General features: G+C 68.8%; 22 protein-coding genes and 3 tRNA genes. 15 read left to right on the forward strand and 10 right to left on the reverse strand.

Going from position 1 to position 25,393, the window contains the following annotated elements:
• Nucleotides 1-248 precede the first annotated feature (248 nt).
• Nucleotides 249-2,822 (forward strand): serine/threonine-protein kinase, encoded by a 2,574-nt coding sequence (locus SACXIDRAFT_RS11525; protein ID WP_408640379.1) that lies wholly within the window; start codon nucleotides 249-251, stop codon nucleotides 2,820-2,822.
• Between the two features lie 9 nt (nucleotides 2,823-2,831).
• Here SACXIDRAFT_RS11525 and SACXIDRAFT_RS11530 read toward each other — a convergent pair whose 3' ends face one another.
• The 3 genes from SACXIDRAFT_RS11530 to SACXIDRAFT_RS11540 all read right to left on the reverse strand — a co-directional run bounded on the left by SACXIDRAFT_RS11530 (nucleotide 2,832) and on the right by SACXIDRAFT_RS11540 (nucleotide 5,981).
• The gene (locus tag SACXIDRAFT_RS11530) at nucleotides 2,832-4,139 is read right to left on the reverse strand and encodes a metallophosphoesterase (RefSeq protein ID WP_040922606.1); all 1,308 of its coding nucleotides are present in this window, start codon (nucleotides 4,137-4,139) and stop codon (nucleotides 2,832-2,834) included.
• Entirely contained in the window at nucleotides 4,139-4,708 is a 570-nt protein-coding gene (locus SACXIDRAFT_RS11535; protein WP_040922607.1) for a PaaI family thioesterase, read from the reverse strand. Before SACXIDRAFT_RS11535 ends, SACXIDRAFT_RS11530 begins: the two co-directional genes overlap by 1 nt.
• A gap of 85 nt (nucleotides 4,709-4,793) precedes the next feature.
• Nucleotides 4,794-5,981, reverse strand: a complete 1,188-nt coding sequence (locus SACXIDRAFT_RS11540; RefSeq protein ID WP_040922139.1) for a L,D-transpeptidase — start codon at nucleotides 5,979-5,981, stop codon at nucleotides 4,794-4,796.
• Between the two features lie 459 nt (nucleotides 5,982-6,440).
• Between SACXIDRAFT_RS11540 and SACXIDRAFT_RS11545 the strand changes: the two genes are divergently transcribed.
• A complete protein-coding gene (locus SACXIDRAFT_RS11545; RefSeq protein WP_005441988.1) occupies nucleotides 6,441-6,644 on the forward strand; it encodes a cold-shock protein in 204 nt (67 codons plus the stop codon).
• 94 nt (nucleotides 6,645-6,738) lie between these two features.
• Here SACXIDRAFT_RS11545 and SACXIDRAFT_RS11550 read toward each other — a convergent pair whose 3' ends face one another.
• The gene (locus tag SACXIDRAFT_RS11550) at nucleotides 6,739-7,287 is read right to left on the reverse strand and encodes a hypothetical protein (RefSeq protein WP_006238740.1); all 549 of its coding nucleotides are present in this window, start codon (nucleotides 7,285-7,287) and stop codon (nucleotides 6,739-6,741) included.
• 392 nt (nucleotides 7,288-7,679) lie between these two features.
• On the opposite strand from SACXIDRAFT_RS11550, the gene SACXIDRAFT_RS11555 reads away from it, so the two are divergent.
• The 9 genes from SACXIDRAFT_RS11555 (at nucleotide 7,680) to SACXIDRAFT_RS11595 (ending at nucleotide 14,117) form a co-directional block, all read left to right on the forward strand.
• Complete coding sequence (locus SACXIDRAFT_RS11555) at nucleotides 7,680-7,925, forward strand: hypothetical protein (protein ID WP_006238741.1); 246 nt, start codon at nucleotides 7,680-7,682, stop codon at nucleotides 7,923-7,925.
• 497 nt (nucleotides 7,926-8,422) lie between these two features.
• A tRNA-Glu gene (locus SACXIDRAFT_RS11560) sits at nucleotides 8,423-8,495 on the forward strand.
• A gap of 19 nt (nucleotides 8,496-8,514) precedes the next feature.
• A tRNA-Asp gene (locus tag SACXIDRAFT_RS11565) sits at nucleotides 8,515-8,591 on the forward strand.
• 28 nt (nucleotides 8,592-8,619) lie between these two features.
• Nucleotides 8,620-8,693, forward strand: a tRNA-Phe gene (locus SACXIDRAFT_RS11570).
• A gap of 197 nt (nucleotides 8,694-8,890) precedes the next feature.
• A complete protein-coding gene (locus SACXIDRAFT_RS11575) occupies nucleotides 8,891-9,451 on the forward strand; it encodes a hypothetical protein (protein ID WP_006238742.1) in 561 nt (186 codons plus the stop codon).
• On the forward strand, nucleotides 9,424-11,004 hold the full coding sequence (locus SACXIDRAFT_RS11580) for an FAD-dependent monooxygenase (protein WP_006238743.1): 1,581 nt from the start codon (nucleotides 9,424-9,426) through the stop codon (nucleotides 11,002-11,004). The genes SACXIDRAFT_RS11575 and SACXIDRAFT_RS11580 overlap by 28 nt, the downstream gene beginning before the upstream one ends.
• A gap of 356 nt (nucleotides 11,005-11,360) precedes the next feature.
• Nucleotides 11,361-12,101 carry a (Fe-S)-binding protein gene (locus SACXIDRAFT_RS11585; RefSeq protein ID WP_232285293.1) on the forward strand — a complete coding sequence of 247 codons (741 nt, stop codon included), beginning with the start codon at nucleotides 11,361-11,363 and terminating at the stop codon, nucleotides 12,099-12,101.
• Entirely contained in the window at nucleotides 12,083-13,507 is a 1,425-nt protein-coding gene (locus tag SACXIDRAFT_RS11590; protein ID WP_006238745.1) for a LutB/LldF family L-lactate oxidation iron-sulfur protein, read from the forward strand. The genes SACXIDRAFT_RS11585 and SACXIDRAFT_RS11590 overlap by 19 nt, the downstream gene beginning before the upstream one ends.
• Complete coding sequence (locus tag SACXIDRAFT_RS11595) at nucleotides 13,500-14,117, forward strand: LutC/YkgG family protein (protein ID WP_006238746.1); 618 nt, start codon at nucleotides 13,500-13,502, stop codon at nucleotides 14,115-14,117. The genes SACXIDRAFT_RS11590 and SACXIDRAFT_RS11595 overlap by 8 nt, the downstream gene beginning before the upstream one ends.
• 69 nt (nucleotides 14,118-14,186) lie before the next feature.
• On the opposite strand, the gene SACXIDRAFT_RS11600 is transcribed toward SACXIDRAFT_RS11595, so the two are convergent.
• Entirely contained in the window at nucleotides 14,187-15,611 is a 1,425-nt protein-coding gene (locus SACXIDRAFT_RS11600; protein WP_006238747.1) for an ATP-binding protein, read from the reverse strand.
• Nucleotides 15,612-15,700: 89 nt separating this feature from the next.
• Complete coding sequence (locus SACXIDRAFT_RS11605) at nucleotides 15,701-18,460, reverse strand: sensor domain-containing protein (RefSeq protein ID WP_006238748.1); 2,760 nt, start codon at nucleotides 18,458-18,460, stop codon at nucleotides 15,701-15,703.
• 207 nt (nucleotides 18,461-18,667) lie between these two features.
• Here SACXIDRAFT_RS11605 and SACXIDRAFT_RS11610 point away from each other — a divergent pair, with 207 nt between their 5' ends.
• A complete protein-coding gene (locus SACXIDRAFT_RS11610; protein ID WP_006238749.1) occupies nucleotides 18,668-19,903 on the forward strand; it encodes a beta-ketoacyl synthase N-terminal-like domain-containing protein in 1,236 nt (411 codons plus the stop codon).
• Nucleotides 19,904-19,919: 16 nt separating this feature from the next.
• Here the strand turns inward: SACXIDRAFT_RS11610 and SACXIDRAFT_RS11615 are convergent, their stop codons facing one another.
• A complete protein-coding gene (locus tag SACXIDRAFT_RS11615; protein WP_006238750.1) occupies nucleotides 19,920-20,351 on the reverse strand; it encodes an OsmC family peroxiredoxin in 432 nt (143 codons plus the stop codon).
• 68 nt (nucleotides 20,352-20,419) lie between these two features.
• Nucleotides 20,420-21,151: a TetR/AcrR family transcriptional regulator gene (locus tag SACXIDRAFT_RS11620; RefSeq protein WP_006238751.1), complete on the reverse strand. Its 732-nt coding sequence runs from the start codon at nucleotides 21,149-21,151 to the stop codon at nucleotides 20,420-20,422.
• Between the two features lie 129 nt (nucleotides 21,152-21,280).
• Here SACXIDRAFT_RS11620 and SACXIDRAFT_RS11625 point away from each other — a divergent pair, with 129 nt between their 5' ends.
• A complete protein-coding gene (locus tag SACXIDRAFT_RS11625; protein WP_006238752.1) occupies nucleotides 21,281-21,766 on the forward strand; it encodes a nitroreductase/quinone reductase family protein in 486 nt (161 codons plus the stop codon).
• A gap of 16 nt (nucleotides 21,767-21,782) precedes the next feature.
• Here the strand turns inward: SACXIDRAFT_RS11625 and SACXIDRAFT_RS11630 are convergent, their stop codons facing one another.
• A complete protein-coding gene (locus SACXIDRAFT_RS11630; RefSeq protein ID WP_006238753.1) occupies nucleotides 21,783-22,106 on the reverse strand; it encodes a glutaredoxin domain-containing protein in 324 nt (107 codons plus the stop codon).
• 76 nt (nucleotides 22,107-22,182) lie between these two features.
• On the opposite strand from SACXIDRAFT_RS11630, the gene SACXIDRAFT_RS11635 reads away from it, so the two are divergent.
• Nucleotides 22,183-23,022, forward strand: a complete 840-nt coding sequence (locus tag SACXIDRAFT_RS11635; protein ID WP_006238754.1) for a hypothetical protein — start codon at nucleotides 22,183-22,185, stop codon at nucleotides 23,020-23,022.
• Between the two features lie 337 nt (nucleotides 23,023-23,359).
• Here SACXIDRAFT_RS11635 and SACXIDRAFT_RS11640 read toward each other — a convergent pair whose 3' ends face one another.
• Nucleotides 23,360-24,820 (reverse strand): NAD-dependent succinate-semialdehyde dehydrogenase, encoded by a 1,461-nt coding sequence (locus SACXIDRAFT_RS11640; RefSeq protein ID WP_006238755.1) that lies wholly within the window; start codon nucleotides 24,818-24,820, stop codon nucleotides 23,360-23,362.
• A gap of 72 nt (nucleotides 24,821-24,892) precedes the next feature.
• Here SACXIDRAFT_RS11640 and SACXIDRAFT_RS11645 point away from each other — a divergent pair, with 72 nt between their 5' ends.
• Nucleotides 24,893-25,384 carry a hypothetical protein gene (locus SACXIDRAFT_RS11645; RefSeq protein ID WP_006238756.1) on the forward strand — a complete coding sequence of 164 codons (492 nt, stop codon included), beginning with the start codon at nucleotides 24,893-24,895 and terminating at the stop codon, nucleotides 25,382-25,384.
• The last annotated feature ends 9 nt before the right edge of the window (nucleotides 25,385-25,393 follow it).

Genomic DNA, 25,393 nt, shown 5'->3' on the forward strand with positions numbered 1-25,393 from the left:
GCCGTCCACGGCATGCCGCATCGGACGAGACCGGCGGTCCGACCGGGCAACCGGAGGCGGAGACGTTGACCGGGGCCGGTCAGGTGAGGCAAGGGCCTCGGCATGCCCACCCGCACTCCGCGCCGGAGACTGTGCCGCCATCGCGGCAGCAACACCCGCAGGAGACACCGCAGGCGGCAGGGGACGGGACCGGCCGACCAGCCGAGTCTCCGCAGCCTTCGGCACCGATCGCGAACTCGCATGGCCAGGTGCGGCCAGGGTGGGCGTCGTCCGCGCCCGTGCAGCCGGGGCAAGCGCCGTTCGCGCAGGGGCAGCACGGAAACGCCGGGCACGGCGAGGGCCAACACGGTCAGGCGCCGCACGGCCAGGCGCCGCACGGCCAGCCTCAACACGGCCAGACTCAGCACGGTCAAGAACCGCACCGCCAGCCTCAGCAGGGCCAGACTCAGCAGGGTCAGGCGCAGCACGCGCAGACCGGAGTCCCCCAGCCGCAGGCGCCTCAGCCGACGAGTGTGCTCGCGGGCAAGGCACCGGCGACGACGTTCATCGCACCGCCGAAGCCGCCGCCGGAGCCGAGCACACCGCAGGAACTTCCCGACCCCGGCACCGAGAGCGTGCTCCCTCCCAGTACGAGCGGATCGATCTCAACCGGGACGGGAACCGGCACAGGCACCGGTACCGGCACGGGAACGGGAACCGGGACGGGAACGGGAACCGGCAGCTACCCGGGCAGGCCGCGCAGGACGTCGTCGCGCAAGTCGCGGCGGGGCAGGCTCGGTGCGGGGCTCGTCGATGTTCCCTCGGTGCCCTACCGCGACCCCGCCGAGGCTGTGCTGGAGAACCCGGTCGTCGCGGAGGAGAAACGGTACTGCGGGAGCTGTAGTGCGAAGGTCGGCCGCAGCCGCGACGGGGTTCCCGGAAATCCGGAGGGCACCTGTGAGAAATGCGGCACGAGGTACTCGTTCCTGCCGAAGCTGCACCCTCACGAGATGGTCGGTGGCCAGTACGAGGTACTCGGCGCGCTGGCGTACGGCGGGCTCGGCTGGATCTACCTCGCGAAGGACCACAACGTCAGCGAACGCTGGGTCGTCCTCAAAGGACTGATCAACACCGGTGACGCCACCGCCGTCGCCGCCGCGGTGAACGAGACGAAGTTCCTCGCCGAGGTCGAGCATCCCAACATCGTCCGGATCTACAACTTCGTCGAACATCCCGACCCGGACACCGGCAATTCCGTCGGCTACATCGTGATGGAGTACGTCGGCGGCCAGTCGCTCCGCCAGCTCGCGCTGGAACACCACAGGCGCAGCGGGCGCGCGGAACCACTGCCCATCGCGCAGGTCATCGCCTACGGGCTCGAAATCCTTCCCGCGCTGGGCTACCTCCACAACCAGGGCCTGCTGTACTGCGATCTCAAGCCCGACAACGTCATTCAGACGCACGAGCAGTTGAAGCTCATCGACCTCGGCGCCGTGCGGCGGACGGACGACTACGAGAGCCCGCTGTTCTTCACGAGCGGCTACAGCGCGCCTGAACTGGCGACACAGGGCGCGTCCGTCGCGTCCGACCTGTTCACCGTCGGGCGCACGCTGGCGGTGCTGAGCTTCGAGTTCACCGGCTACACCGGCAAGTACAAGACCACGATCCCGAGCAGGGACGAGGTGCCGCTGTTCCGGTTGTTCGACAGCTACTACCGGTTCCTGCGCAGGGCGACCCACGCCGACCCCGACCGCAGGTTCGTCTCCGCGGAGGACATGGCCGACCAGCTCCAGGGCGTGCTCCGCGAGATCCTCGCCATGGGGACGGGCAAGCCACGCCCCGGCGCCTCCACGGTGTTCGGTCCTGAGACCAACACGTTCGGCGTCGATCTGGTGGTGCCCCAGCACGGTGGACGCCCACCGCTTCCCGATCCAAACGAGGTGGTCGCAGGTCTTCCCATCCCGCAGGTGGACACCGACGACCCCGGTGCGGGCGTGCTGGCGACACTGCTGTCGGCAGGACCGCAGACGGCGATCACGGCGCTGGCGAACGCGCCGAGGGAGTCGATCGAGGTCAGGTTGAGGATCGTCAGGGCGCGCATCGAGCTGGGCGAGCTGGCCGAAGCGCACCGGCAGTTGCAGGCCGCGCAGTACCTCGCCATCAAGTCCGGTTTCCCGCACGACTGGCGGGTTGACTGGTACAAGGGCTTGATCGAGCTCGCCGGTGGGCGGCCGAGGGTCGCGCACGTGGCGTTCGAAGCCACCTACGACGAGCTTCCCGGCGAGATCGCACCCAAGCTGGCACTGGCCGTGACCGCCGAGGCCGTCGGTGACTACTTCAAGGCGTCGCGACTGTATGAGCTGGTGTGGCGCACCGACCGGTCCTACGTGAGTGCCGCGTTCGGGCTCGCGCGGGTGTATCTGGCGCAGGGTGGTCGCCGGAGCGCGATCGAGGTCCTTGAGTCGGTGCCTCCTTCGTCCACACATCACGCGGCGGCGCAGGTGGCCGCCGTCACGATCAAGGTGCGGTTCGTCGAGGGTGCACACCAGGTGACCGAGACCGATCTCGTGCACGCCGCCGCGCAGGTGGGCAGGCTCGACCTCGACGTCGAACGCAAGACCCGGCTGGAGGCGGAGGTGCTCACGGCGGCGTTCGACTGGCTCTCCGCCGGCGGGCAGCCGAGCGCGGGAACCACGATCCTCGGCTGCGAGTTCACGGAACGCGCCCTGCGGTTCGGGCTGGAACGCTGCTACCGCACCCTGGCGCGGCTCGCCGACGACTCCAGGGCGAGGATCGCCCTCGTGGACCGGGCCAACACGGTCCGCCCTCGCACACTCACCTGAGCCAGGTGCTCACGGCGTCCGAGCGGGCCGCAGTTCGACGATCGTGATGTCGGGCGGTGCGCCGACGCGCACGGGCGGCCCCCAGAATCCCGCCCCCCGCGTGACGTACATCTTCGTGCGTTCGCGCTGGTAGAAGCCCGCGACGGCGCCCTGCTGGAGATTCACGGCCAGTTCGAAGGGGGAGAGCTGCCCGCCGTGCGTGTGCCCGGCCAGCATCAGATCGACGTCGTGGCGAACCGCGTCGTCGAAGTCAACGGGCTGGTGGGCGATCAGCACGGCGACGCGCTCCGCGTTCCTTCCGGCGAGTGCTTTCCCGACGTCGCCGGGGTCCTGCCACTGGTAGCCGGTGGCGTCGTTGATCCCCGCGAGGTCGAACACACCGCCCCGGTGGCGGATCTCGACGCGCTCGTTGCGAAGGGGCCGGATGCCGAGGTTCGGCACGAAGTCGATCCACTGCCGGTAGCCGACGTAGTACTCGTGGTTGCCGGTGACGAGGAAGGTGCCGTGCGTGCTGCGCAGGTCCGCGAGCGGCGACGCCGCGTCGGCGAGGTCGGCCACGTCGCCGTCCACCAGGTCACCCGCGATGGCGACCACGTCAACGCGCTCGGCGTTCACGAGATCGACGATCCGCTGGGTGAAGTCGCGGCCGATGATGGGCCCGAGATGGACGTCGCTGATCAACGCGATCCGGCAACCACCGGCGCGTGGGTCGAGCCTGTGCAGCGTGATGGGCACGCGCGTGATCGTGGGTGGGCCCATGGCCACCGTCGTGCCGTAACCGACCAAGCCCAGTGACACCGCACCGGCGAGTGCCGCCGACCCTCGGGACAGCAGCAGCCGCCGTGACATGCGCGGTGACCGATCAGAGGGGACGGCGTCCGTTCCGGCGTCCGATGCCGGGGCAATATCGGTGGCGGCTGCCGGGTCGGTGCCAGTCACCGGATCAGCAGCCGAGGCTGCCGCGATGTCGGACTTGGCTCCGCCCTTGGCGTCCCTGCCGCCCCTGCCGTCCCCGTCGTCCTCACGCAGCCACCTCCGCAGCACCAGCCTCGGCAGCTCCAGCGCGAGCAGGAGCAGCAGCAGGTAGAAGAACATCGCCAGCCACAGGTACCCCGGCCAGGCGAACCACCTGGCGACCTGCGGTGACACGGTGGTGCCGAGCGACAACGCGGCGATCATCAGCGCCACGCACACCACGAGCGCGATCGTGCCGATGCGGCGGGCGAGAGAGCCTGGCAGTGTGGTGTCGAGGATCAGCCGTTTCCACAGGTAGAAGTGGACGGCGGTGATCAGGATGCTGAGGACGGAGAAGAAGATCAAGGATTGACGTCCCAGTCGGCGTGCCGCTCGCCAAGTTCCTTGAGCTGCGCCGGGTCTCCGTGCTCGACGAAGTGCTCGACGCCGACGGTGACGAACAGTGCCCGCGCCTCGACCGCCAGCGGACCGTCGGTGGCGTCGAGCCTGCCCTCGGCACTGACGTAGACCTTCCGCCCCGCGACACCGTCGAGCTTCGCCGTGATGTACAGCGTCGATCCCACGGGCACCGGCTTGCGGAAGTCGGTCTCCAGTCTCCCCGTGACGACGGGAACGCGAAGGAGGTGGCCTGCCGTCGTGCCGAGCGCCTCGTCGAACGCGCACGTCAGCAGGCCGCCGTGGGCGAGCCCCGGCGCCCCCTGATGCTCTTTGGTGACGGTGAAGGTCGAGACGACCATATGCTCCTCGTCACCGACGGTGGAGCGCATACGCAGCCCGGCATCCACCTCGTCGCCACAGCCGAAACACTGGCTGTAGTGCGTGCCGAGCGCGGAGCCCGGCGCCGGTGCGTCAGGGTGCGGGACCGGTGGTTCGACCTCGACGGGAGGCCAGTTCTGTGCGGTTGTGCTCACCCGCACCACGCTAACCGGCGTTGCTGAACGCACTGTGGCGGTGGCCTCCGCAAAGCGGCCACCGCCACAACGGATTCGCACGTGCTCAGCCGTCGAGCGCCGAGAACGACTGCCACTCCTCCCACGAGTAGATCCAGTCGTAGTACAGGCCGTCCCGCTCCTTCAGGTCCTGCGAGCTGCCCGTGATCTCCACGGGGTCGCCCGGCAGTGCGCTGTCGTAGAACTCCTTGGCGTTGGCGTCGGAGAGGTTGACGCAGCCGTGGGAGACGTTGGCCCTGCCCTGGTCACCGACCGACCACGGTGCCGCGTGGGTGAACTCGCCGTTGTTCGAGATCCGGACGGCCCAGTTGACCTCGAAGTCCTCGTAGCCGTAGCCAGGGTTGTTCATGAAGTACTTGGCGTGCTTGCTCATCACGACGTGCACACCGTTGCGCGTGACGAGGTTCGGGTCGGACTCGCGCCCGTAGCTCGCCGGGTAGTCGGCCACCTTCTCGCCGTCCCGGTAGATCTCGAACCGGTGGGTCTGCGTGTTGCCCTTCGCGATCTGGGCACGGCCGATGGAGAACTCGACCGTGAGGTCGTTGGAGCCGTAGACACCGTCGCCGAAGTGCACCCCGTACAGCTCGGCGTTCAGCTTGACCTCGGTGTTCGGCTGCCAGTATTCCTTGGGCCGCCAGTGGACGGAGCTGTCGGAAAGCCATGCCCACGAGCCCTCGTTCTCGGGTGCGGTCTCCACGTGCAGCGCCTTCTCCACGGCGGCCTTGTCCTTCACCGGCGCGTCGAACGTCAACGAGATCGGCATGGCGATGCCGTAGGTCTTGCCGTCACCGACGTTGGAGCTGACGCCGTTGGTCGAGGAGGGGTTCACCGTGGTGAACGAGCCCTTGATCGGCACGTCCTTCCCGTCGGCGCCCTTGGCGTTGCCGGACCACGTGTACTTCTTGCCGTAGCCGAGCGCTTCGGTGGCGGTCCAGTTGGTCTTGTCCTCCGAAAGCTCCCCCTCGACTTCCTTGCCGTCGGGGTTGGTGAGGGCGATCTCGGCGATCGTGCCGTTCTCCACGGTCACCGAAACCGGGTCGCGCGGGGCGATGCCGTCGCTTCCGGCACCTGGTTCGAGGGAGACCGCAGCCGGAGGGCTCGCCGCCGGATCGTCGCCCTGCGCGCCCTGTGCTGTGCTGCCGCCGCCGGACGAACCTGTACAGGCCGTGAGTCCGAGGGCCGCGACGAGCGCGGCAGCCAGGACTGCAAGTGATCTTCTTCTGGGTGCCGGCATCGAGTCCGTCAATGTGGTTCCCCTTCTCCCCGCGTACCTGACTGACGTCGTGGAATGTCTGTTCGTTGCCCCTCGCGAAAGGTGATCACACTCACACATTCGTGGTGCCTCGCCCATAGTGATGACGTCTTCGACTCCTCTCCGTGTTCCCGCTTCGGAGGGATGTGTGCGAGATGTAATCGTCGCGTCCCGTCTCCGGTCGAGGGGTCTCCGCGCGATCTCCCTCCGTGATCCGCCCGGACGGGCCAACCACGCGATAAGGGGGTTCGCAAACCGGCGAATGCCGGTAGGCTTCTCGGTGGCCGTCGTTTTGCGTGTTCGTGGCTTCACACTCGCGGAACTTCTGACGCGAGCCGTTAGCCGAACGCGCTCACGTGCTCGTCTCGTTGGAACCGCCCGGGACGGCCAGGACATCGCCTCAGGCGGCGTCCATGCGGAACAGCAACGAGGAGTACAGCGGTGGCGCAAGGCACTGTGAAGTGGTTCAACGCCGAGAAGGGCTTCGGCTTCATCGCCCAGGACGGTGGCGAGGGCGACGTGTTCGTCCACTACTCGGAGATCGAAGGCCGCGGCTTCCGCACGCTGGAGGAGAACCAGCGTGTGGAGTTCGAGGTCGGCCAGGGCCAGAAGGGCCCGCAGGCTCAGAGGGTGCGGGCTCTCTGAGGACCTGAATCCCACTGACGAGAACGAGCCCCGGCGAGATCATCGCTGGGGCTCGTTTTTCGTGTGCGGGGCCGTGTCAGTCCGCTGACGCGGTTCAGCCGTGGCGGCCTGGCACCGGCTCGCCGGGCCACTGGTGCTGGTCGAGGAACAGCTCCTCCGTCGCGGCTTCCGTCGGCTGCCCTGCCTGCGGGAAGTGCTGGCTCTGCGGGAAGTCACCTGCCTCCGGGAAGTGCTGGTCCTCCGGGAGGTGCTGGCCCTGCGGGAAGTCCCGGCTTCGGGGGACGTTCCGAGCCGCCGGTTGCGCGGGGCTGTCGGAGCCGGACTCTTCGGCTAGGCGTTCCAGTACCCATTCCTGAGCCAGCGCCTGCGGAGAGGTGCCCAAGCGCGCGGCGAGTTCCTTGAGTTGCTGGCTCGCGGCGAGGCTGAACCTCATCTGGAAGACCTGCGCTTCCCCGAACCTGCGCCCTGAGCCGGTGCTTTCCAGGTCGCTCTGGGGCGCCAGCGCCGCGAGGTAACTGGACAGCTCGGCGTCGTCGGCCTGCGGCTCGCCTGCTGCGGGCGCGGGCCTGTCCTGGCGGCGCTCGGGGTTCGCGGCCTTGTTCGAGCTTCGGCTGCGTCCGAATGAGGGAAGAGGCACGCCCACACGATAACGGTTGGGTTTCGGCGATCAGCAAGCTGTGGCCCTGAGCACAATTGTCATAGGCGGTCGGCCTGGCCGTGAAGCGGGTCCAGACATGGAGAGGCCCCCGCGCCAGGGGGAGGAACGCGGGGGCCGGAGGGGATCTCCACAGGCGCTGACCGGGGGTGTGTCAGCACGTCGATTGTTACACGACCTCCAGCACGATCGCGAGTGTTGAGTCGAAAAAAGGTTGTCCGGCCGTTGCTCGATGGACGGGTGGCGTTCATCACCCATGCGGTGCCGGAGTCACATTCGGCGACTCTGAGTAAGGATCAGTTCACTCTCCGGGGGGCTGCGGTGCTTTCCTGTGGCTCGCTAGCCTCGCGGCCGAACAGTCGAGCCCCTTGGAGGAGCCCATGAAAGGGTCGGTTGAGGTGCGGCAGTTTCTCCTTCGGTACGAGGGGGAGGGGCACGGTGGCGGGTACGGCGGCGTGCCCGCGCAGAGGGCGGGCCGCGAGACGCCCCGGATCTCCGACGACCAGGTGCGCAGGGCTCGCCTCGCGGTCGCACACGGCGCGGCCGGGGCCGAAGACTGCGCGCAGCTCCTCGAAATGCTGGGGCTCGCGCCCGACGACACCGGACGCAGCCCGGTGCAGCACTGAACAGCCGAAGGGCAGAAGCAAGGGTTACGTGGGGCGCACGGCTCTCATGTGCACGCCTCGTGTTCATTGCCTGGGCTCCCCTCAACCATGTGCAGGGGTCGTGGACACGCGGCCACGCGCAGGCGCTGTGGAGACGACGACATCCCCGGCACGACAAGCGGTTGGTGCGGTTGCGCTTGCTCTGAGGTGACGCGAGAACAGGACGTCCCGGCGTCTCTTCCGTGGGTGATCGGCGGTGGCGGTGCGGTGGCACCTTCTTCGGGGGAAGTGGAGAGCGGGATCTTCCGGCGCCTCTGCCGCAGGTGATCGGTGGCGGAACGCGCTCCGGCGGCGGCAGGCGGCCGGGTTGCTGATCGAAATGGCGTTTATGCAGGTCGTGAGCGTGATTCGGGGCTAAGTGACCCCCCTTTGAAAGGGGTGGAGCGGGTACCGTAAACTAATCATCGCTCCCAGGGGGACCTGGAGAGCACGGTCGATCGGTTCGCCGAACCGACTGGGCTCCCATCGTCTAGCGGCCTAGGACTCCGCCCTTTCAAGGCGGCAACGCGGGTTCGAATCCCGTTGGGAGTACGAACAACTGAATAGTCAAGGCCCTGTGGCGCAGTTGGTTAGCGCGTCGCCCTGTCACGGCGAAGGTCGCGGGTTCGAGTCCCGTCAGGGTCGCCACGGCGTTCCGGTGGTATACCGGCGTTACGGCCAGGTAGCTCAGTTGGTACGAGCGTCCGCCTGAAAAGCGGAAGGTCGCCGGTTCGACCCCGGCCCTGGCCACCTCGAAGCGAGAACCGTTCCGGACTGTGCCGGGGCGGTTTTTTCGTTTCCACCCCATTTCCCCGGTCGCCGCGCCGCGCCCCTCTGTGCGGTTCCCGCACGCCGCCTGCCGACTCGGGCTCGGCTCGGGACTTTCGCCACTGGGCCCCGCCTGTCTTCCGCGGGGACCATGGCCGTTGTCCACCCGGGGAGGAACGATGGCCGGTCCGCTCCCGAGATCCGTCGCCTGGCGTGCGACGGCGCGGTGTGTCATCAGGACCGGTGTGCTGCTCGCGCGCCGGAAGATCGCGTTGCCCCGGCACAACGTGGGGCGCGAGCTGACCTTCGCGGACGGCGCCACCGGCCGCGTCTACCGCGAGACCGTCGTGCCTGGTACGGGACCGAGAGCGCCCTGCCTGCTCGTGGTGACGTTCCGCTTGCGCCTCGTCCGAGGACGATGGCACACGGTCTTCGAGTACGAGAGCATCCTCAACACGCCGTTCTTCGTGGGATTTCCCGGGTTCGTGTCCAAGCTCTGGGTCGCTCACGACGACCACGGGCGATACCGGGGCATCTACGAATGGGACGGGGCCGAGCGCGCCGAGCACTACGCGCGATCGCTGTGGCGCGTGCTGGAACTCGTGAGCGAGCCGGGTTCCATCGACTACCGGGTCTTCCCCGGGCTCCGTCCCGGCCACGTGCTGGCCGGCCCCGGCCTGCTGGATCGGCACACGCCGGAGGGGAAGGGGACATGGTGGCAGCTGGTCGGGGTCACCTGAGCGCGCACCCCGACATCGTCGTCGTCGGCGCGGGACCGGCCGGGCTCGCCACGGCCTTGCAGGCGCACGACCACGGTGCGGTGGTCAGGGTCGTCGAACGGAGGCCGCTGCCCTTCCGCCCGTCCCGGGCGATGATCGTGCACCCTCGCACGTTGGAGAGCGTGCGCCCGCTCGGGGTCGCTGACCAACTGCTCGATCGGGGTGACCGCGCTCCTGAGGCCGAACTGCACCTCGGGCGGCGCACCGTGCGGGCCGCACTCGCCGACGTGGCACTGCGCGACACTGCCTACCCGCACCTGACGCTGCTGCGGCAGGCCGATGTCGAGGCCGTGCTCATCGACGCGCTCCTGAGCCGGGGCATCGAGGTGGAGCGCGGGGTCGAGGCCGTCGATGTCGCGGACGGCGATGCCGCCGCGCGGGTCACACTTCAGAAGAACGGCGGTGCGATGACGGAGACGGTCGAATGCCGGTTCGTCGCGGGGTGCGACGGGCAGGACAGCACCGTGCGGCGTGCGGCGTACATCGGCTGGGAGGGCGGTGAGTATCGCGAGGAGGTGGTGCTCGCCGATCTCGAACTCGACGGCGACCTCTCGCCCGGCGTGTTGCACGTCGTGGCAGGCCGGGACGGCCTTGTCTTCCTGTTCGCACTCGGGGAGGGAGCGCCGTGGCGGCTGCTCGCCACGCGGGAGGGCGAGGGCGGCGGAGCGCCGTTCGGCCAGCCCGGTCGGGAGCTGAGTTCGCCGGAGCTGCAACGGCTTCTCGACACGGCAGGCCTCGGCGTCATGGTCCGGCGTCAGGCGTGGTCGGCTCAGGTGAGGTTGCAGCACCGGCTTGCCACGTCGTTTCGGAAGGGCAGGCTGTTCGTCGTCGGCGATGCTGCGCACACGCACTCGCCCGCCGCGGCGCAGGGCATGAACACCGGCATCCTCGACGCGGTCAACCTGGGCTGGAAACTCGCTCTCGCCCCCGGCTCCGCCGACGAGGCCGCGCTGCTCGACTCGTACGAATCCGAGCGCCGTCCCGTTGCGAGGCAGGTTCTCGCGCTGACCCACATGGTGTTCTTCGCCGAGGCGTCCACCAACCCCGCGACCGCGTTCCTGCGTGGCACGGTCGCACCCCTGCTGGCCCCCGTCGTCCCACTGTTCGTCAGGCCCACGCTTCTCGCTCCGGTGGTGCGGCTGCTGTCGCAGGGCTGGGTGCGGTACCGGACCAGCCCGCTGTCGCGTGACGGCGGGGCACGAGGCCGGGGCCCGCACGCGGGCGACCGCATGCCGGACGAGGAGGTCACGTGCGACGGGGTGCGTACCCGGCTGCACGTGGTGACGGCGGCTCCCGGAATCCATGTGCTGCTGGCGCGGGACGCGCCGCGACCGGACGGGCTGCCGTCGAGTTCGAGGGTGCACGTCCACCGCATCACGAGCAGGCCGGGGCGCGGGATACTCGCCGTGCGACCGGACGGGCACGTGGGGTTTCGCAGTGCCGGTGACGGCGGTGCCACCGGTGACCTCGACGCGCTTGCCGGGTGGCTCCGTCTCGTCGGCGCTGCCGGATGAGCACTCGCCGGACGCCGGCCGGACGCGAGCCGGGCGCGATGGGTGCGGGTACGTCGAAACGAGCTGGGCGTCGGATGCCCCTACCGGGCGGCCGTGTCTCGTTCCGCAGCCGTCCGCGCCGCTGTGCCGGATGCGGAGTCGGCCGGGGCGGCACGGTGGCAGGCGACTTCTCGCGTCAGCGGCGAAACGGCCTCGCACGCGGCGAATCCTCAGTGCCTGGCGTGCGGCGGGGTGCGGGATTACGCTCGCCGCGTGTTGCCTGAGACCAGCCCGGCGCATCGCCCGAGATACCCGATGTCCGTCCGGATTGTGGACGAGCTTTTGGGGTCCGCACGGCGAGCCGGGGGTGGGGCCCTGTGACCACGGCGAGCGGACCGAGGGTGGCCCTGTTCGCCACCTGCCTCACCGACACGCTGTACCCCGACACGGCGAAGGCCGTCGTGCGGCTGCTCACCCGGCTCGGTTGCGAGGTGGATTTCCCGCTCGGCCAGACGTGTTGCGGGCAGATGCACTTCAACACCGGCTACCGGGACGAGACCACACCGCTCGCCGTTCGCTACGCGGAGGTGTTCGACGGATACGACTACGTGGTGGCGCCGTCGGGTTCCTGCGTCGGCATGGTCCGTGAAATCCATCCGCGGGTGTGCGGCACGAGCCCCGCCGTCGAACGCACGCTGGAACTCAGCGAGTTCCTCATCGACGTGCTCGCCCTCACCGACGTCGGCGCGTACTTCCCGCACAGGGTGACCTACCACCCGACGTGCCACTCGCTGCGCATGCTGGGTGTGGGAGATCGACCGCTGCGCCTGCTGCGCGCCGTCAGGGGCCTCGAACTGGTGGAACTGCCGCAGGCGGAGCAGTGCTGCGGCTTCGGCGGCACGTTCGCGTTGAAGAACGCCGAGACCTCCACAGCCATGCTGGCCGACAAGATGCGCTGCGTGCAGGACACGGGCGCGCAGGTGCTCACGGCAGGCGACAACTCCTGTCTCATGCACATCGGCGGAGGTCTCTCCCGGTTACGCACCGGCGTGCGGACCGTGCACCTTGCCGAGATTCTCGCGAGTACGGAGGAGGAACCGTGGGCCGCAACCCGGTGACGTGGCTCGGAAGCCCGACGTTCCCCCGCGCCGCGCGTGCCGCGCTCGGCGACACGCAGCTACGCACCAACCTCCGCAAGGCGACGACAACGATCAGGAGCAAGCGCGCACGGGCCGTGGACGAGCTGCCCGACTGGGAGCGGCTGCGCAGGGCGGGTGAGGCCGTCAAGGACGAGGTGCTCGCCAACCTCGACACCTACCTGGTGCGGGTGGAGGAGGCCGTCACCGCCCGAGGCGGTGTGGTGCACTGGGCTCGCGACGCGGAGGAGGCCAACCGCATCGTGCTCGACCTCGTTCGCGCGAAGGGCGCCGACGAGGTCGTGAAGGTGAAGTCCATGGCGACGGCCGAGATCGGGCTGAACGAGTATCTCCAAGCCGGAGGTGTGAGGGCCGTCGAAACGGACCTCGCGGAGTTGATCGTGCAGCTCGGTGACGACCGGCCCTCCCACATCCTCGTGCCTGCCATCCACCGCAATCGCGCGGAGATCAGGGAGATCTTCGCGCGCACGATGGCTGATGCCCCGGCCACCGACGATCCGAAGGTCCTCGCGGAGGCGGCGCGCAGGCATCTGCGGGAGCGGTTCCTCTCGGCCAAGGTCGCGGTCTCCGGTGCCAACTTCGCGGTCGCCGACACCGGCTCGATCGTCGTGGTGGAGTCGGAGGGCAACGGGCGCATGTGCCTGACGTTGCCGGAGACGCTGATCACGGTCATGGGCATCGAGAAGATCGTCCCCACCTGGCGGGACCTCGAGGTGTTCCTTCAACTGCTGCCCCGGTCGTCAACGGCGGAGCGCATGAACCCGTACACGTCGGTCTGGACGGGGGTGACGCCGGGGGACGGCCCTGGCGAGTTCCATCTCGTGCTGCTGGACAACGGCCGCACCGCCACGCTCGCGGACGAGGTGGGAAGGCAGGCTCTGCGGTGCATCCGCTGTTCGGCGTGTCTGAACGTGTGCCCCGTCTACGAGCGCACCGGCGGGCAGGCGTACGGGTCGGTGTATCCGGGGCCGATCGGCGCGATCCTCGCGCCGCAGCTCGCGGGCGACCTCCGCGACAAGCAGGCGGCCTCCCTTCCGTACGCCTCGTCGCTGTGCGGGGCGTGTTACGAGGTCTGTCCCGTGCGCATCGACATTCCCGAGGTGCTGACCCACCTGAGGGCGCGGGCCGTGAAGGCTCGACCACGGAATGCCGAGGCGCTGGCCATGGCGAGCGCGGCGTGGGTTTTCCGCGACCCGCGCCGGTACGAGGCGGCTCAGCGAGCGGGGTCGCTGTCGCGGTTGCTCGCAGGCGATGACGGCATGCTTACGAAGCTGCCGTGGCCGGGTTCGAAGTGGACGGCGACGCGGGATGTGCCTTCGGTGCCGAAGGAGTCCTTCCGCATGTGGTGGAGGCGCAACCGTGGATAGTGCTCGCAGCGAGATACTGGCCCGCATCCGCGAGGCTCGCGGGTCGCGGCCCGCGAACGTGTCCGTGCCGAGGGAGTACGACACCGCACGCGCCGTGGACGATCCGGTGGCACTGTTCGTCGAGCGGGTCGAGGAGTACAGGGCGGTGGTCCACCGCGTCTCCGAGGAGGAATTGCCGGAGCGTATTCACGACTGCCTCATGAGCCGTGGGGCGTCGGCGGTGGTGGCACCGCCCGATCTGCCCGAGCCCTGGCGAGTGGGCGGAATCCGCTGGCTGCTCGACGAACCGCCGCTCAGCGTGTCCGAAGTGGACTCAGCTGACGGGGTGCTGACAGGCTGTGCGGTGGCCGTCGCGGAGACCGGCACCATCGTGCTCGACGCGGGCCTCGCGCAGGGCAGGCGGATGCTCACGTTGGTTCCCGACTACCACCTCTGCGTGGTCCACGCCGAGCGCATCGAGGTCAGCGTGCCCGAGGCGTTAAGGAAGCTCGACCCGGTGCGCCCGCTGACGTTCGTGAGCGGACCCTCGGCCACGAGTGACATCGAACTCGACCGCGTCGAGGGCGTGCACGGCCCGAGGACGCTGGAGGTGCTGGTGGTGGGCGCATGACGGGGTACGGAGGGCGAGTTCGGCCGACCGCGATGCCGAACTCCGCTCGTGCCGGGTGGTGAGGTGGGCCTACGCCCCTCGTGAAGTCGAGGGGGGTGCCGCGGTGACGTCCTCCGGAGTCAGGAGCGTGAGCGTGTCGTCCTCGGCGGCGTACGCGCGCAGGCGCGGTGAGAATCCCGACCGGGAACAGAGCACCCGATGCGGTTGTGCTCCCCGCTCGACGAACGGGGTCAGTCGATCGAGCAGATTCAGTTCGTCGAAATCGACAGGCGAGGCTGTCCACTTGCACATGCCGACCACCGACACCCGTGCCTGCGTGTCCAGGCCCACGATGTCGATCTCCCGTTCCTCCGTGCGCCTGCCGTCCCCGGTCGGCGCCTGGCCCCACCATCGCCCGACGCGGCTCGCCTCGGGAAAGGTGAGGAGGACGTGTTCGCGGCACACGTCCTCCCACGCCGACGAAGCGTGGTGGTCGAGTTGGGGCAGCACCACCCCACGCAGGTAGTCCTCGGCGAGCTCACGCGTGCGGGTCCGCGTGCGGGCGGGCTCCACGAACCGGTAATGGAAGCGCAGGAAGTGGTCGCACACCCGGTACGCCGTCTTCTTGCTGCGCCCCGAGGAGGTGACCGGCCGTTGCTGTTCCACGAGTCCCAGGCGCTCCAGTGTGCGCAGGAGTTTCGTGACGGTCGCGGGTTCGAGACCGGTCCGCGCGGCGATGGTGCTGTTGCGATTGTGCCCGTCGGCGATGGAACGCAGGACGGCCACGTGTCCGGCAGGGTCTCGAAGGGACTGCCGCAACAGCAGTTCGGCTTCGTCGTGGAGCAGGCCACCCCGGTCGAACACCTCGTCGAGGAGATGGTCGGGCAGCGGGCGGTCGTCGGTGAACCGGTCGAGGTAGTACGGGACACCCCCGCAGACGGAGAACGCCCGAATTCTGTCCTGCGCCGAGTACGCGGGATGGAAAAGCCCTGCGTCCTTCGCGAGGAAGGGTTCCACCTTGAGCTGACCGGTGCGGCGGCCGTAGAGGCGTCCGGCGAGCACCTCGTCCTCGAAAAACGAGATCTCGCTGCCCGCGAGGACGAGCACGATCGGCAGAGTCCGTCCTGTGGTGCGCCACCAGCGGCTGAGCACGCTCTCCAGTTCGGGAGCCTGCTTTGCGAGTAACTGGAACTCGTCCAGGACCACGAGGGTGCGGCGCTTCCCCACGAACCGCGCGATCGCGGCCAGCGCGGCGTCCCAGCTCGTCAGGGCTTGCCTGGCCAGCAGGTCGTCGCCCGACACCCGAGCCAGTTCGGCGGTGAAGTCGGCAAGCTGTTCGTGTTTCACCGTCTCGGTAGCTTCCAGCACGAACGATCGCACTTCGGTGGCCAGGTGGTTGAGCAGTTCAGTCTTGCCGACCCGGCGACGGCCGTAGACGACGAGCAGTTCGGCTCGGTCACTGGCGAGCCGCCTGCGCAGGAAGGCGAGTTCATCGACCCGGTTGAGGAAGCGCACAGGATTATCCTACGCGAGATAATCCTGTGCGGGATTATCCTGTGCGGACAAATCCTGTGTCAGCAAATCATGTGTCAGCAAATCATGTGTCAGCTTCCGAACACATCGTCGGCCGGTGCCGGCCTGCCGAAGTGGAAGCCCTGGGCCTGATCGCAGCCGAGTTCCCGCAGGATCGCCACCTGCCGCTCGTTCTCGGTGCCTTCCGCGATGACGGTGAGTCCCATCGAGTGGGCCATCGTGACGATGCCCTTGATGATCGCCTCGGCGTCGGTCTTGTCGCCGCTGTCGAGCCCCGCCACGAAGGAGCGGTCGATCTTGAGCGTGTCGAGGGGCAGTTTCCAGAGCTGGGCGAGCGACGAGTAACCGGTGCCGAAGTCGTCGATCGCGAGCCGGACCCCGAGGTCGCGAAGGGACGTGAGCACGTCGGCCGCGGCTTCGGGGTCTCGCATCAGCGCGCTCTCGGTGATCTCCAAACACAGTTCGCCCGGCGGGAATCCGGTGCTGCGCAGCGCGTCGTTGACGGCGGCCACGACGGAGTCGTCCTCGAGCTGGCGCGCGGAGAGATTCACGGTGAGCCTCGTGCGCGTGCCGCAGCGCAGCTGCCATTTCGCCATCTCGCGAGTGGCCGTGCGCATCATGTGCCCGCCGATGAGCGTGATGAGGTCGCTCTCCTCGGCCAGCGGGATGAACTCGGCCGGTGAGATCGGCCCGTGTGTGGGGTGTTGCCAGCGCAGCAGACCCTCCACGGCGACCCGCTGATAGGTGCGCAGGTCCACGACGGGCTGGTAGGCGACCCAGAGCTGGCCGCCCCGCACGGACTCGCGGAGATCCTGCTCCAGCCGCAGCTGCCGTTGCACCCGCTCCCGCAGCTCGACGTCGAAGAACTCGTGCCTGCCGCGTCCCCTGGTCTTCGCCTGGTACATCGCCACGTCGGCGTCGCGAAGCAGGTCCTCGGCCGAGCGTTCGTCGTTCTCCTGCGCCGTCACGACACCGATGCTCGCGTCGATGCGGAGCCTGCGGCCCTCGACGTTGATGGGTTCGGTGAGGGCCTTGCGGATGTGGTCGATGAGGGCCTGTATCTGCTTGCTGTGTTCGACGCCGAACGTGACGACGGCGAACTCGTCACCTCCGAGCCTGCCGACAAGGTCGTTCCGGCGAACGCAGTTCTTCAGCCGCCGGCCCGCGATGCGCAGCACCTTGTCGCCGATCCCGTGGCCGAGGGAATCGTTGATGACCTTGAATTTGTCCAGGTCGATGAACAGCACGCACGCTCGCGACCGGCCGTGCGGCTGGCGAAGCGCCTCCGCGAGCCGTTGGAGCACCAGCGTGCGGTTGGCGAGGTTGGTCAGCGGGTCGTGGGTGGCGTCGTGTTCGAGCCGCTCACCGATGGCCTTGCGCTCGGTGATATCGGTGAACGACGTGACCACCTGGTGGGGCGGGCTCGCGTTGCCGTCGAGAGGGCGGCAGCTCATCGACAACCACACCCAGCGTCCGTCAGGACGCCTGGCCCTGACCACACGACCGTTCATCGCCATGCCGGTGGTCCTCGTCAACGCCGAAGGGTATTCACTCGGCGGGATGCGGGCGCCGGACTCGTCGGCGAGCGGGAACAGCGTGGGTGAGCAACCGATCATCGTCTCGACCGGAAGACCCAGTATCCGGCCCGCCGCCGGGTTGGCCGAGCTGACGAATCCGCATCCGTCGATCACCACGACACCCTCGTCGAGCGCCGTCACCACGGTCCGGTACCGGCGTTCGGCTGCCCTGCGTGCTGTCTCGTCGGCGCAGACGAGCACGTATCCGCTCTCCATCGGGGAGGCCGACACCCGCACGGTCAGCACCGACCCGTCGGCCCTGCGATGTTCCGCCTCGACGACACCGCCCTGACCGACGACCGCTTCGGGATCGAGTGTCGCGCCGACCAGTTCGCCGACCGGCTTGCCGAGCGCGAGGTCCTCGCTGTGGCCGTAGACCCGTTCGGCGGCGGGATTCCAGCTCGTCACCATGCCGTCCGGCGTGGTCGCGATGATCGCGTCGCTGACGTGACGCACCAGCGCCGCCTGATAGCGCAGCGCCGTCTCCACGGCCTTCTGCGCCGTGATGTCGCGCATGATCACCTGGTATGCGGGCTTGCCCTTCCAGGTGGTGCGCACGGATACCGACTCGATGAGCATCGACCCACCGTCGAGCCGCGCGAGCCGCACCTCGGTCGGCTCCGTCGCCTCGCCGGGCCCGCGAAGGGAGGACACCCGCCGCAGCAGTTCCGGAACCGAGGACGGGCACACGAAGTCGATGATCGGACGGCCGAGCAACTGTCCGGGCTCACCGGCCGCCACGAATCGGGCAGCGGCGGGATTGACGTAGACGAGATCGCCGTCCTGGTGAACGCAGATGCCGTCGGGGCTGAACTCCACAAGCAGGCGATAGCGGTCAGCGAGATCGGCCAGTGCCTGCGCGTTGCCGTGCCGTTCAGTCACGTCAGTGGCGATTCCCACCAGCCGGTCCACCGTGCCGGTGACGGCATTGCCCTGAGCGCGGGCGAGAAAGCGAGTCCATCGGGTTTCACCGCCGGGCGTCGTGTGGCACTGCTCAAGGTCGAAATTGTGCCACACAGGGCAATTTTTCGCGGCCACGGTCAACGGCGCGATCAATTCGAGTAGCCGCTCCCGCACCGCGCGGGGGTCGCCGGCTTCGGCTCCGATGACACCGGGGAGTTCCGCGCTCCACGTAACGTCGTAGTCGGGGAGGACGACAGACCACGCGCCTGCGGCGTTCGCGGCGAGCGCGAGTTCGACGACGTCCTCCTGGCTCTCCCAGGTGGAAACCTCGTCGCGGGTGTACGCCTCCATGATCAGTCCATCCACTGCTCGTCACCAGGAGTTCGATTACAGCACGAAATCACCGCTAGGCGAATAGGAGGAATCTTTCCTCATCTGTTGCGGCACGCATCGTGAGTCTCTCGACGGGCCGTCACCAGAGTAGGTGGCCATTTCGGTGCGCGCCGTTCGGCACGGGACGCACCGGCCGGTCAGGAATGTGAACGGAAGTGAGAGATCATGCTGAGTCCACGAGGCGGAATCGGGATTTGCGGAGTCGGCGCCGTCACCGGCTACGGCTGGGGACAGCAGGCCCTGTGGGAGGGCTTGCGGACGGCGAAGCCCGCTGCGGTCCTCACCCCGGGGTACGGCTGTGGCACCGGGGACACCGGGGACACCGGGGACACCGGGGACACCGGGGACACCGGAGACGACCGTGGCATCTCCCGTGCCGAGGACGGCTGGGTCGCGAGGGTTCCCGAAGGGGGCGACCCCACGGACGGCAGAGGGCGGTTCGCCAGAGCCATGCGCGCCGCGGCGCGCGAGGCGATCGAGGATGCACACCGGCGAGGGTGGAAGGAGGGCCGCACCGTGGGCCTGCTCCACGCGGTCGTACTCGGCGAGGTCGAGCTGTGGCGCGACTTCTACCTGCGGGAACACGGTGACCTCAGGGCGAGGGACTACCTCGCCCTTATGCCGTCCACGCCGATGTCCACACTCATGCAGGAGTACGGCTTCCACGGCCCCGCGATGAACGTGTCTGCCATGTGCGCGTCCGGCAACGCGGCGCTGCTCACCGCGAAACTGTGGCTGGACGCCGGTGTCGTGGACGACGTGGTGCTCGTGGCCACCGACCTGTCGCTGACACCGGAGAACGTGCGGCACTTCGTCCGGCTCGGCGTCACCGTCGTCGATACCGATCCCCTCGACGGGTGCAGGCCGTTCCAGGAGGGCAGTCGCGGGTTCGTGATGGGCGAGGCCGCCGTGGGGTTCGTGCTGTCGAGGCGGTCGGGTACGCCCTACACGACGCTGCTCGGCGGGGCCATGTCGCACGACGCACACCACGCCACGTCGATCGATCCTGAGCTGACCCAGGTACGGCGTAGTTTCCGGGAGGCACTCGACAACGCGGGGGTGCGTGCGGACGCGGTCGGTTATCTGAACGCCCACGGCCCCGGCACCCGCCAGTGCGACACGGCCGAGGCGGCCATCGCCGACGAGTTGTTCCCTGACGGCGTGGGCCTGTACTCGGTGAAGCCGCTGGTGGGGCACTGCCAGGGTGCGGCGGCGGCGGTCGAGGTCGCCGTCACCGCCCTCGGCTACGAGCGGGGTCAGGTTCCCGCACCGCCGCAGGTCGCGCGGGCGCACCCGAGACTGTTGCACGGGCTCGTCGATGTGGACGACCGGCTGACCGTGAAGTCGTCGCTGGGTATGGGCGGTCACAACTCTGTGGTCGTGCTGGCGCCGCCTGCCTGATCCGGCAGGGACGGCGTCAGGCGAGTGCCGCGTCCATCGTGATCGTGGTACCCGCGAGTGCCCTGCTCACCGGACACGTGTCCTTGGCGCGTTGTGCCAGCGCGCTGAAGCGCTCCTCGTCAACGCCGTCCACAGCCGCGCGCAGGGTGATGGCGACGGTGTCGATGCTGAGGCCACCGTCGGTGGGGTTGACCGTCACCGAGGCGGTGACGTCGATGGTGTTCGGAGTCAGGCCGTCCTTCTCCAGCGTCCCCGCGAGGTTCATGGCGAGGCAGGATGCCTGCGCTGCGGCGATCAGCTCTTCCGGACTGGTGGTGCCCTCGGGTTCCCCGACCCTGCGGGGGAACGTCACGGTGAACCGCGCCGAGTTCGACGAGTCGAGCGCGAGCGTGCCCGTTCCCGAGTTGAGCCCGCCCTTCCAGTGAGTGGTCGCGTCGCGTGTGGCCATGGCGTCTCCTTCACCGACTGTTCGATCGGTTCGCACCGTTCGCCTGTCGATGGTCGCGCCCCCGCCCGTCACTCGCCATTCCGGCATGGCGGGGCAAGTCCGACGAAGTCGGCCATTCGTTCGATCGTGTGAGAGACGAAGGCATCGGCAGGGTCGAGACTCTTCGTGAACTGGCCGGTGAGTTCGAAACCGATCATGCCGAACAGCTGTGTCAACGCGGCGAGTCCTCGCGCGAGCAGGGGCGCGGGTACTTCGCCGAGAGCGGCGGCCACGATGTCGAGCTGCGGTAGCAGCGCGGCGGGCAGGTCGTGCGCCTCCAGCTCCTCCTTCGCGTCTCCGGTGATCTCGTCGCGTGCCACCGCTGTCCGCAGCACGGCGACGAGGGCGCGTGGAACGCGGCCCGCGGGGCCGATGGTGTCCTGCGGCGCGTGGTAGCCGGGGACAGGCGAGCCGTAGACGAGCAGGTATTCGTGAGGGTTGCGACGTGCCCATTCGCGCACGGCGTGGCAGGCCCCGACCCACTGCGCGCGTGGGTGTTCGTGGCGGAGAACGGCCGTCTCCGCGGCTTCGCCGAGACTGTTGTACGCGTCGATGATCAAGGCGGTGAGCAGGTCGTCGCGGCTGGGAAAGTAGCGATAGAGCGCCGACGACACCATGCCCAGTTCCCTGGCGACGGCGCGAAGGGACAGCGCCTGAGCGCCCTGGACGGCGAGTTGCCGCCTTGCCGCGTCCTTGATCTCGAGCGTGATCTCCGCCCGTGCGCGTTGCCGCGCGCCCCGATGAGCAGGGGTCTGAGTCATGGAGGAATTCTGACATAGCTGAGATCGCCGAACACAATAGAGAGCACTGCTCTTGTTTTGTCGTGCGGCTTCGTGTTCACTGGGGGGCGGATTTTGAGAGCGGTGCTCTCATAAGAGAGAGGTGTTCACATGAATGACGGGGCAGGCGGGAACGCCACAACTCACTACCTGCGCCCTGGGCGCGGTGCCAGGGCGATGAACCGCGCTGTCGCCGCGCTGACACGGCGAGGGATGAGCCTGTGGGGCAGCAGGGTCCTCTCCGTCGCGGGGCGCACAACCGGGATCATGCGCTCGACGCCGGTGAACGTGCTCACCCTTGACGGCGAGCAGTACCTCGTCGCCGCACGCGGCAACACGGAGTGGGTTCGCAATCTGAGGGCCGCGGGAATCGGCAAGCTCAGCGTGGGCAAGCGCGAGGAGTGGTTCGAGGGAGTCGAGATTCTCGACGACGACCGGCTGCCTGTGTTGCGTGCCTACCTGCGCCGCTGGGCATGGGAGGTCGGCGCGTTCTTCGACGGGGTGACCGCCGACGCGTCCGACGACGAACTACGGACCGCCGCAGGGAAGCACCCCGTGTTCCGGATCAAGCCGGCGACGGCGCCGGAACAGGGGTGAAGCCGGGCGGTCCGGCTCAGTGCTGGAAGCCGTGGGCGCCATAGCCCTGAGCCGAAGGCTGTACCGACGGCTGGGCGAGGCCGAAAAGCTCGGGAGCCTCCCGCGCGATCACCGCGGTCAGCTCGTCCATGCTCGGGTTGACGAGTGCGTGGTCTCCGACGAAGACGGTGGGAACGGTCTCGTTTCCACCGTTGACAGAGCGCACCCGTGCTGCCGCGCCGGAGTCCTCCCAGATGTTGGTCTCCCGCACCGGCAGGCCGCTCTCCCGCAGGCGACCCCGCAGGATCGCGCAGAAGGGGCACCCGGGGCGCCAGTAGAACTCGATAGTGTCAATGCTCAATGTCGATCCTCCTTGTGACACCGTAACCGCGAAGGGGCATGGCTTGATCGGCCGCCCTGCGGGCAGCCTGTGACGCATGGGAGCGACCGATCCGTTCGAAGGCGTGGTGGACGAGCTGTACGGCGTCGATCCCCGTGAGTTCGTCGCGGTGCGTGACCAGCGGGCGGCGCAGGCGAGGGATCGTGGTGAGAAACATCTCGCTGCGAGGATCCGGAAACTGCGCAAACCCACCACGGCCGCCGCGTTGGTGAACGGGTTGGCGCGGCACCGGGGCAAGGACGTCGCCGCGCTGGCCGAACTGGGGGACCGGCTGAGGCGGGCGCACAGGGACCTCGACGGTGACCGCCTGCGCGAGCTGACACACGAGCGCAACGACCGCGTCCGGGACCTGGTCGAGAAGGCGCGCTCGCTCGCTTCGGGCGCTGTCGGTGAGACCGTCGCGCAGGAGGTCGCGGCCACGCTGGAAGCGGCGGTCGGCGACGAGGACTCCGCTCGCGTGGTGATCGAGGGGCGGCTGACCTCTGCGCTGTCGCCACCGGACGTCTTCGGGGCGGCCTGGCTGCCTGCCGGAACGCCGCGCGGCACCGCTGCTCGCGGCCGGTCCCGAGCCCGGAGGACGAGGCAGGAGGCGAAGAGCGCCGAGCCCACCGGCTCGTCGGCGGCCACCGAGCATGCCGAACCCACCGGGTCGTCCTGGCGCACCAGGCGCAGTGAGGCCACCGAGGCTGCCGCGGGCGCGCAGAGCGCGGACTCACGACGTAGGGAGGCCGAGGTTCGGGCCCGCCGCGCGCGCGACGAGGCACGCAAGGAACTCCGCGCCGCCGAGCGAGAGGAGGCGAAGGCACGCCGGAGGGCCGATGCGGCGAGGGCGGCATTCGAGGCGGCCGAACACGAGGTGCGACGGCACACCCGGTGAGCCGCGCCTACGGCCGGAGCGCTGTCCGGGTGGAGGCTCCGTCATGCACGGCTATGCGTGGTCATGTGCGCGCAGGGGAGCTGGAGGATTGAAAACGGCGTCGGCGTGGTGCTTGCACAGCAGTCGGGTTCGATGCCTGCGTCCGGGCAGACGTTCTCCGCACACTGCCGGACGACCGCAGATCCAGCATCGACCGCCAGGTGCGGCCGGGATCCGCTGCACTCCCGTACCAGTGGAGGTCATGTCTCCAGGGTGAGCCCTGTGCCGTGAGATCGCCGGTCCGCGTCCGGTGGCTCCAGTGTCTCCAGTCGCTGAGGTGTGCGCGGGTGAGCCGCGCCTACGACCGGAGCGCCAGCGACAGGTACTTCGTGTCGAGGTATTCGGCGATGCCTTCGTGACCACCCTCGCGGCCGAAGCCGGACGCCTTGATCCCGCCGAACGGGGCCGAGGTGTTGGAGACCAGCCCGGTGTTGATGCCCACCATGCCGGTGGCGAGGCCCTCGCCGACGCGGACAGCGCGGTCGAGGTCGCGGGTGAAGACGTAGCCGACGAGTCCGTACTCGGTGTCGTTCGCCCCGGCCAGAGCCTCGTCCTCGTCGGCGAAGGTCGTTACGGGAGCGACGGGACCGAACACCTCCTCGCGGAGAATCCTGGCGTCGTCGGGAACGTCGGCGAGCACGGTGGGGCGGTAGAAGTAGCCGTCCCCTTCGCCCGGCTCCCCGCCCGTGGTCGCCAGCGCGCCACGGGCGATCGCGTCCTCGACGAGTTCCGACACCGTGCCGCGCTGCCCCTCGTTCACCAGAGGTCCCACGACGACATCGGGTTCCGTGCCACGTCCCATCCGCAGGGCCGCCATACGTTCGGTGAGCCGGACGGTGAACTCCTCGGCTATCGACGACTGCACGAGGAAGCGGTTGGCCGCGACGCACGACTCGCCGTTGTTGCGCATCTTCGCGGTGACCGCTCCCTCCACCGCCGCGTCGAGGTCGGCGTCGTCGAACACGAGGAAGGCCGCGTTCCCGCCGAGTTCCATCGACATGCGCGTGAGGTTCGGCGCACATTGCCGCACGAGCGTGCGGCCGACCTCCGTCGATCCCGTGAACGAGAGTTTGCGGATGCGAGGGTCGGCGAGGACGGGATTCACGATCCGGCTCGCCGAGGTGCTCGGCACGACGTTCAACACTCCGCCGGGGAGCCCGGCCTCGGTGAGCAGGTCGGCGAGCGTGAGCATCGACAACGGCGTGAGCTGCGCAGGTTTGACGATCATCGTGCAGCCCGCCGCCACAGCGGGCCCGATCTTGCGAGTGCCCATGGCGAGCGGGAAGTTCCACGGTGTGATCAGCAGGCAGGGGCCTACCGGCTGTCTCGTGACGATCATGCGGGCCTTGCCGTCCGGCGTTCGCGCGTAGTCGCCGTCGATGCGGACCGCTTCCTCGGAGAACCAGCGGAAGTAGTCGGACGCGTAGGCCACTTCGGCGCGCGATTCCGTGAGGCTCTTGCCCATCTCCAGTGTCATGAGGGTGGCGAGTTCGTCGGTGCGATCGGTCATCAGCTGCCAGGCGCGGCGCAGGATTTCGCCACGCTGCCTCGGAGGCGTGGCCGCCCACTGCTCCTGCGCCTCGACGGCGGCTTCCACCGCGGCCTTCGCGTCGTCGGCCTGACCGTCCGCGACCTCGCACAATGTTGAGGCGTTCGCGGGATCGGCCACCTCGAACACGCCGCCGTCGGCCGACCCGCGCCAGGCGCCATCGACGAAGATCTGCTTGGGAACCCGCTCGATGATGTGCCGCTCGCTCATGCCGACGGGCTACCCGGGCATTCGCCGTGACACTCGTGCAACCCCCGGCGCGGCCCGGCACGTCTAGATGGTGTGCGCGCCTTCGCCGTTCTTCCTCTCCTGCTGCTCGCCGGATGCGGTGCCCTGCCTGCGGGCACGGACCACGTCTGTACCGAGATAGGGGCGTCGCCCGGGATCGGAGTGGACGTGGCACCCGGCCTCGCGGCGCACTCGGCGGAGGTCGAGGTGTGCGAGGACGGCGAGTGCCGTTCCAGCGACGCCGTCCTGATGCCTGCCACCGAGCCCGTCGAGGAGGAGTGTGACGGCACCTCCCCCGACGACGTGTGCTCGGCGCGGATGCGCCCGACCGGCGGTGCGGCCGGTTTCGCGCAGCTCTCCGACCTTGGCGAGGAAACGGTCGAGGTGACTCTCACGCTCACCGACGACGCGGGCCGGAAGGTGGTGAGCCGGACACTGGCCGCCACGCCGCAGTGGGTCTACCCGAACGGTCCCGACTGCGGCGCGGCAGGCCCTCAGATCCAGCTCGCCGTTGACGCCGACGGCCGGGTGACCGTCCGCCACTGAGCCGTGCGG

The sequence above is a fragment of the Saccharomonospora xinjiangensis XJ-54 genome, assembly GCF_000258175.1.
In the GTDB taxonomy this organism is placed as follows: Bacteria; Actinomycetota; Actinomycetes; order Mycobacteriales; family Pseudonocardiaceae; genus Saccharomonospora; species Saccharomonospora xinjiangensis.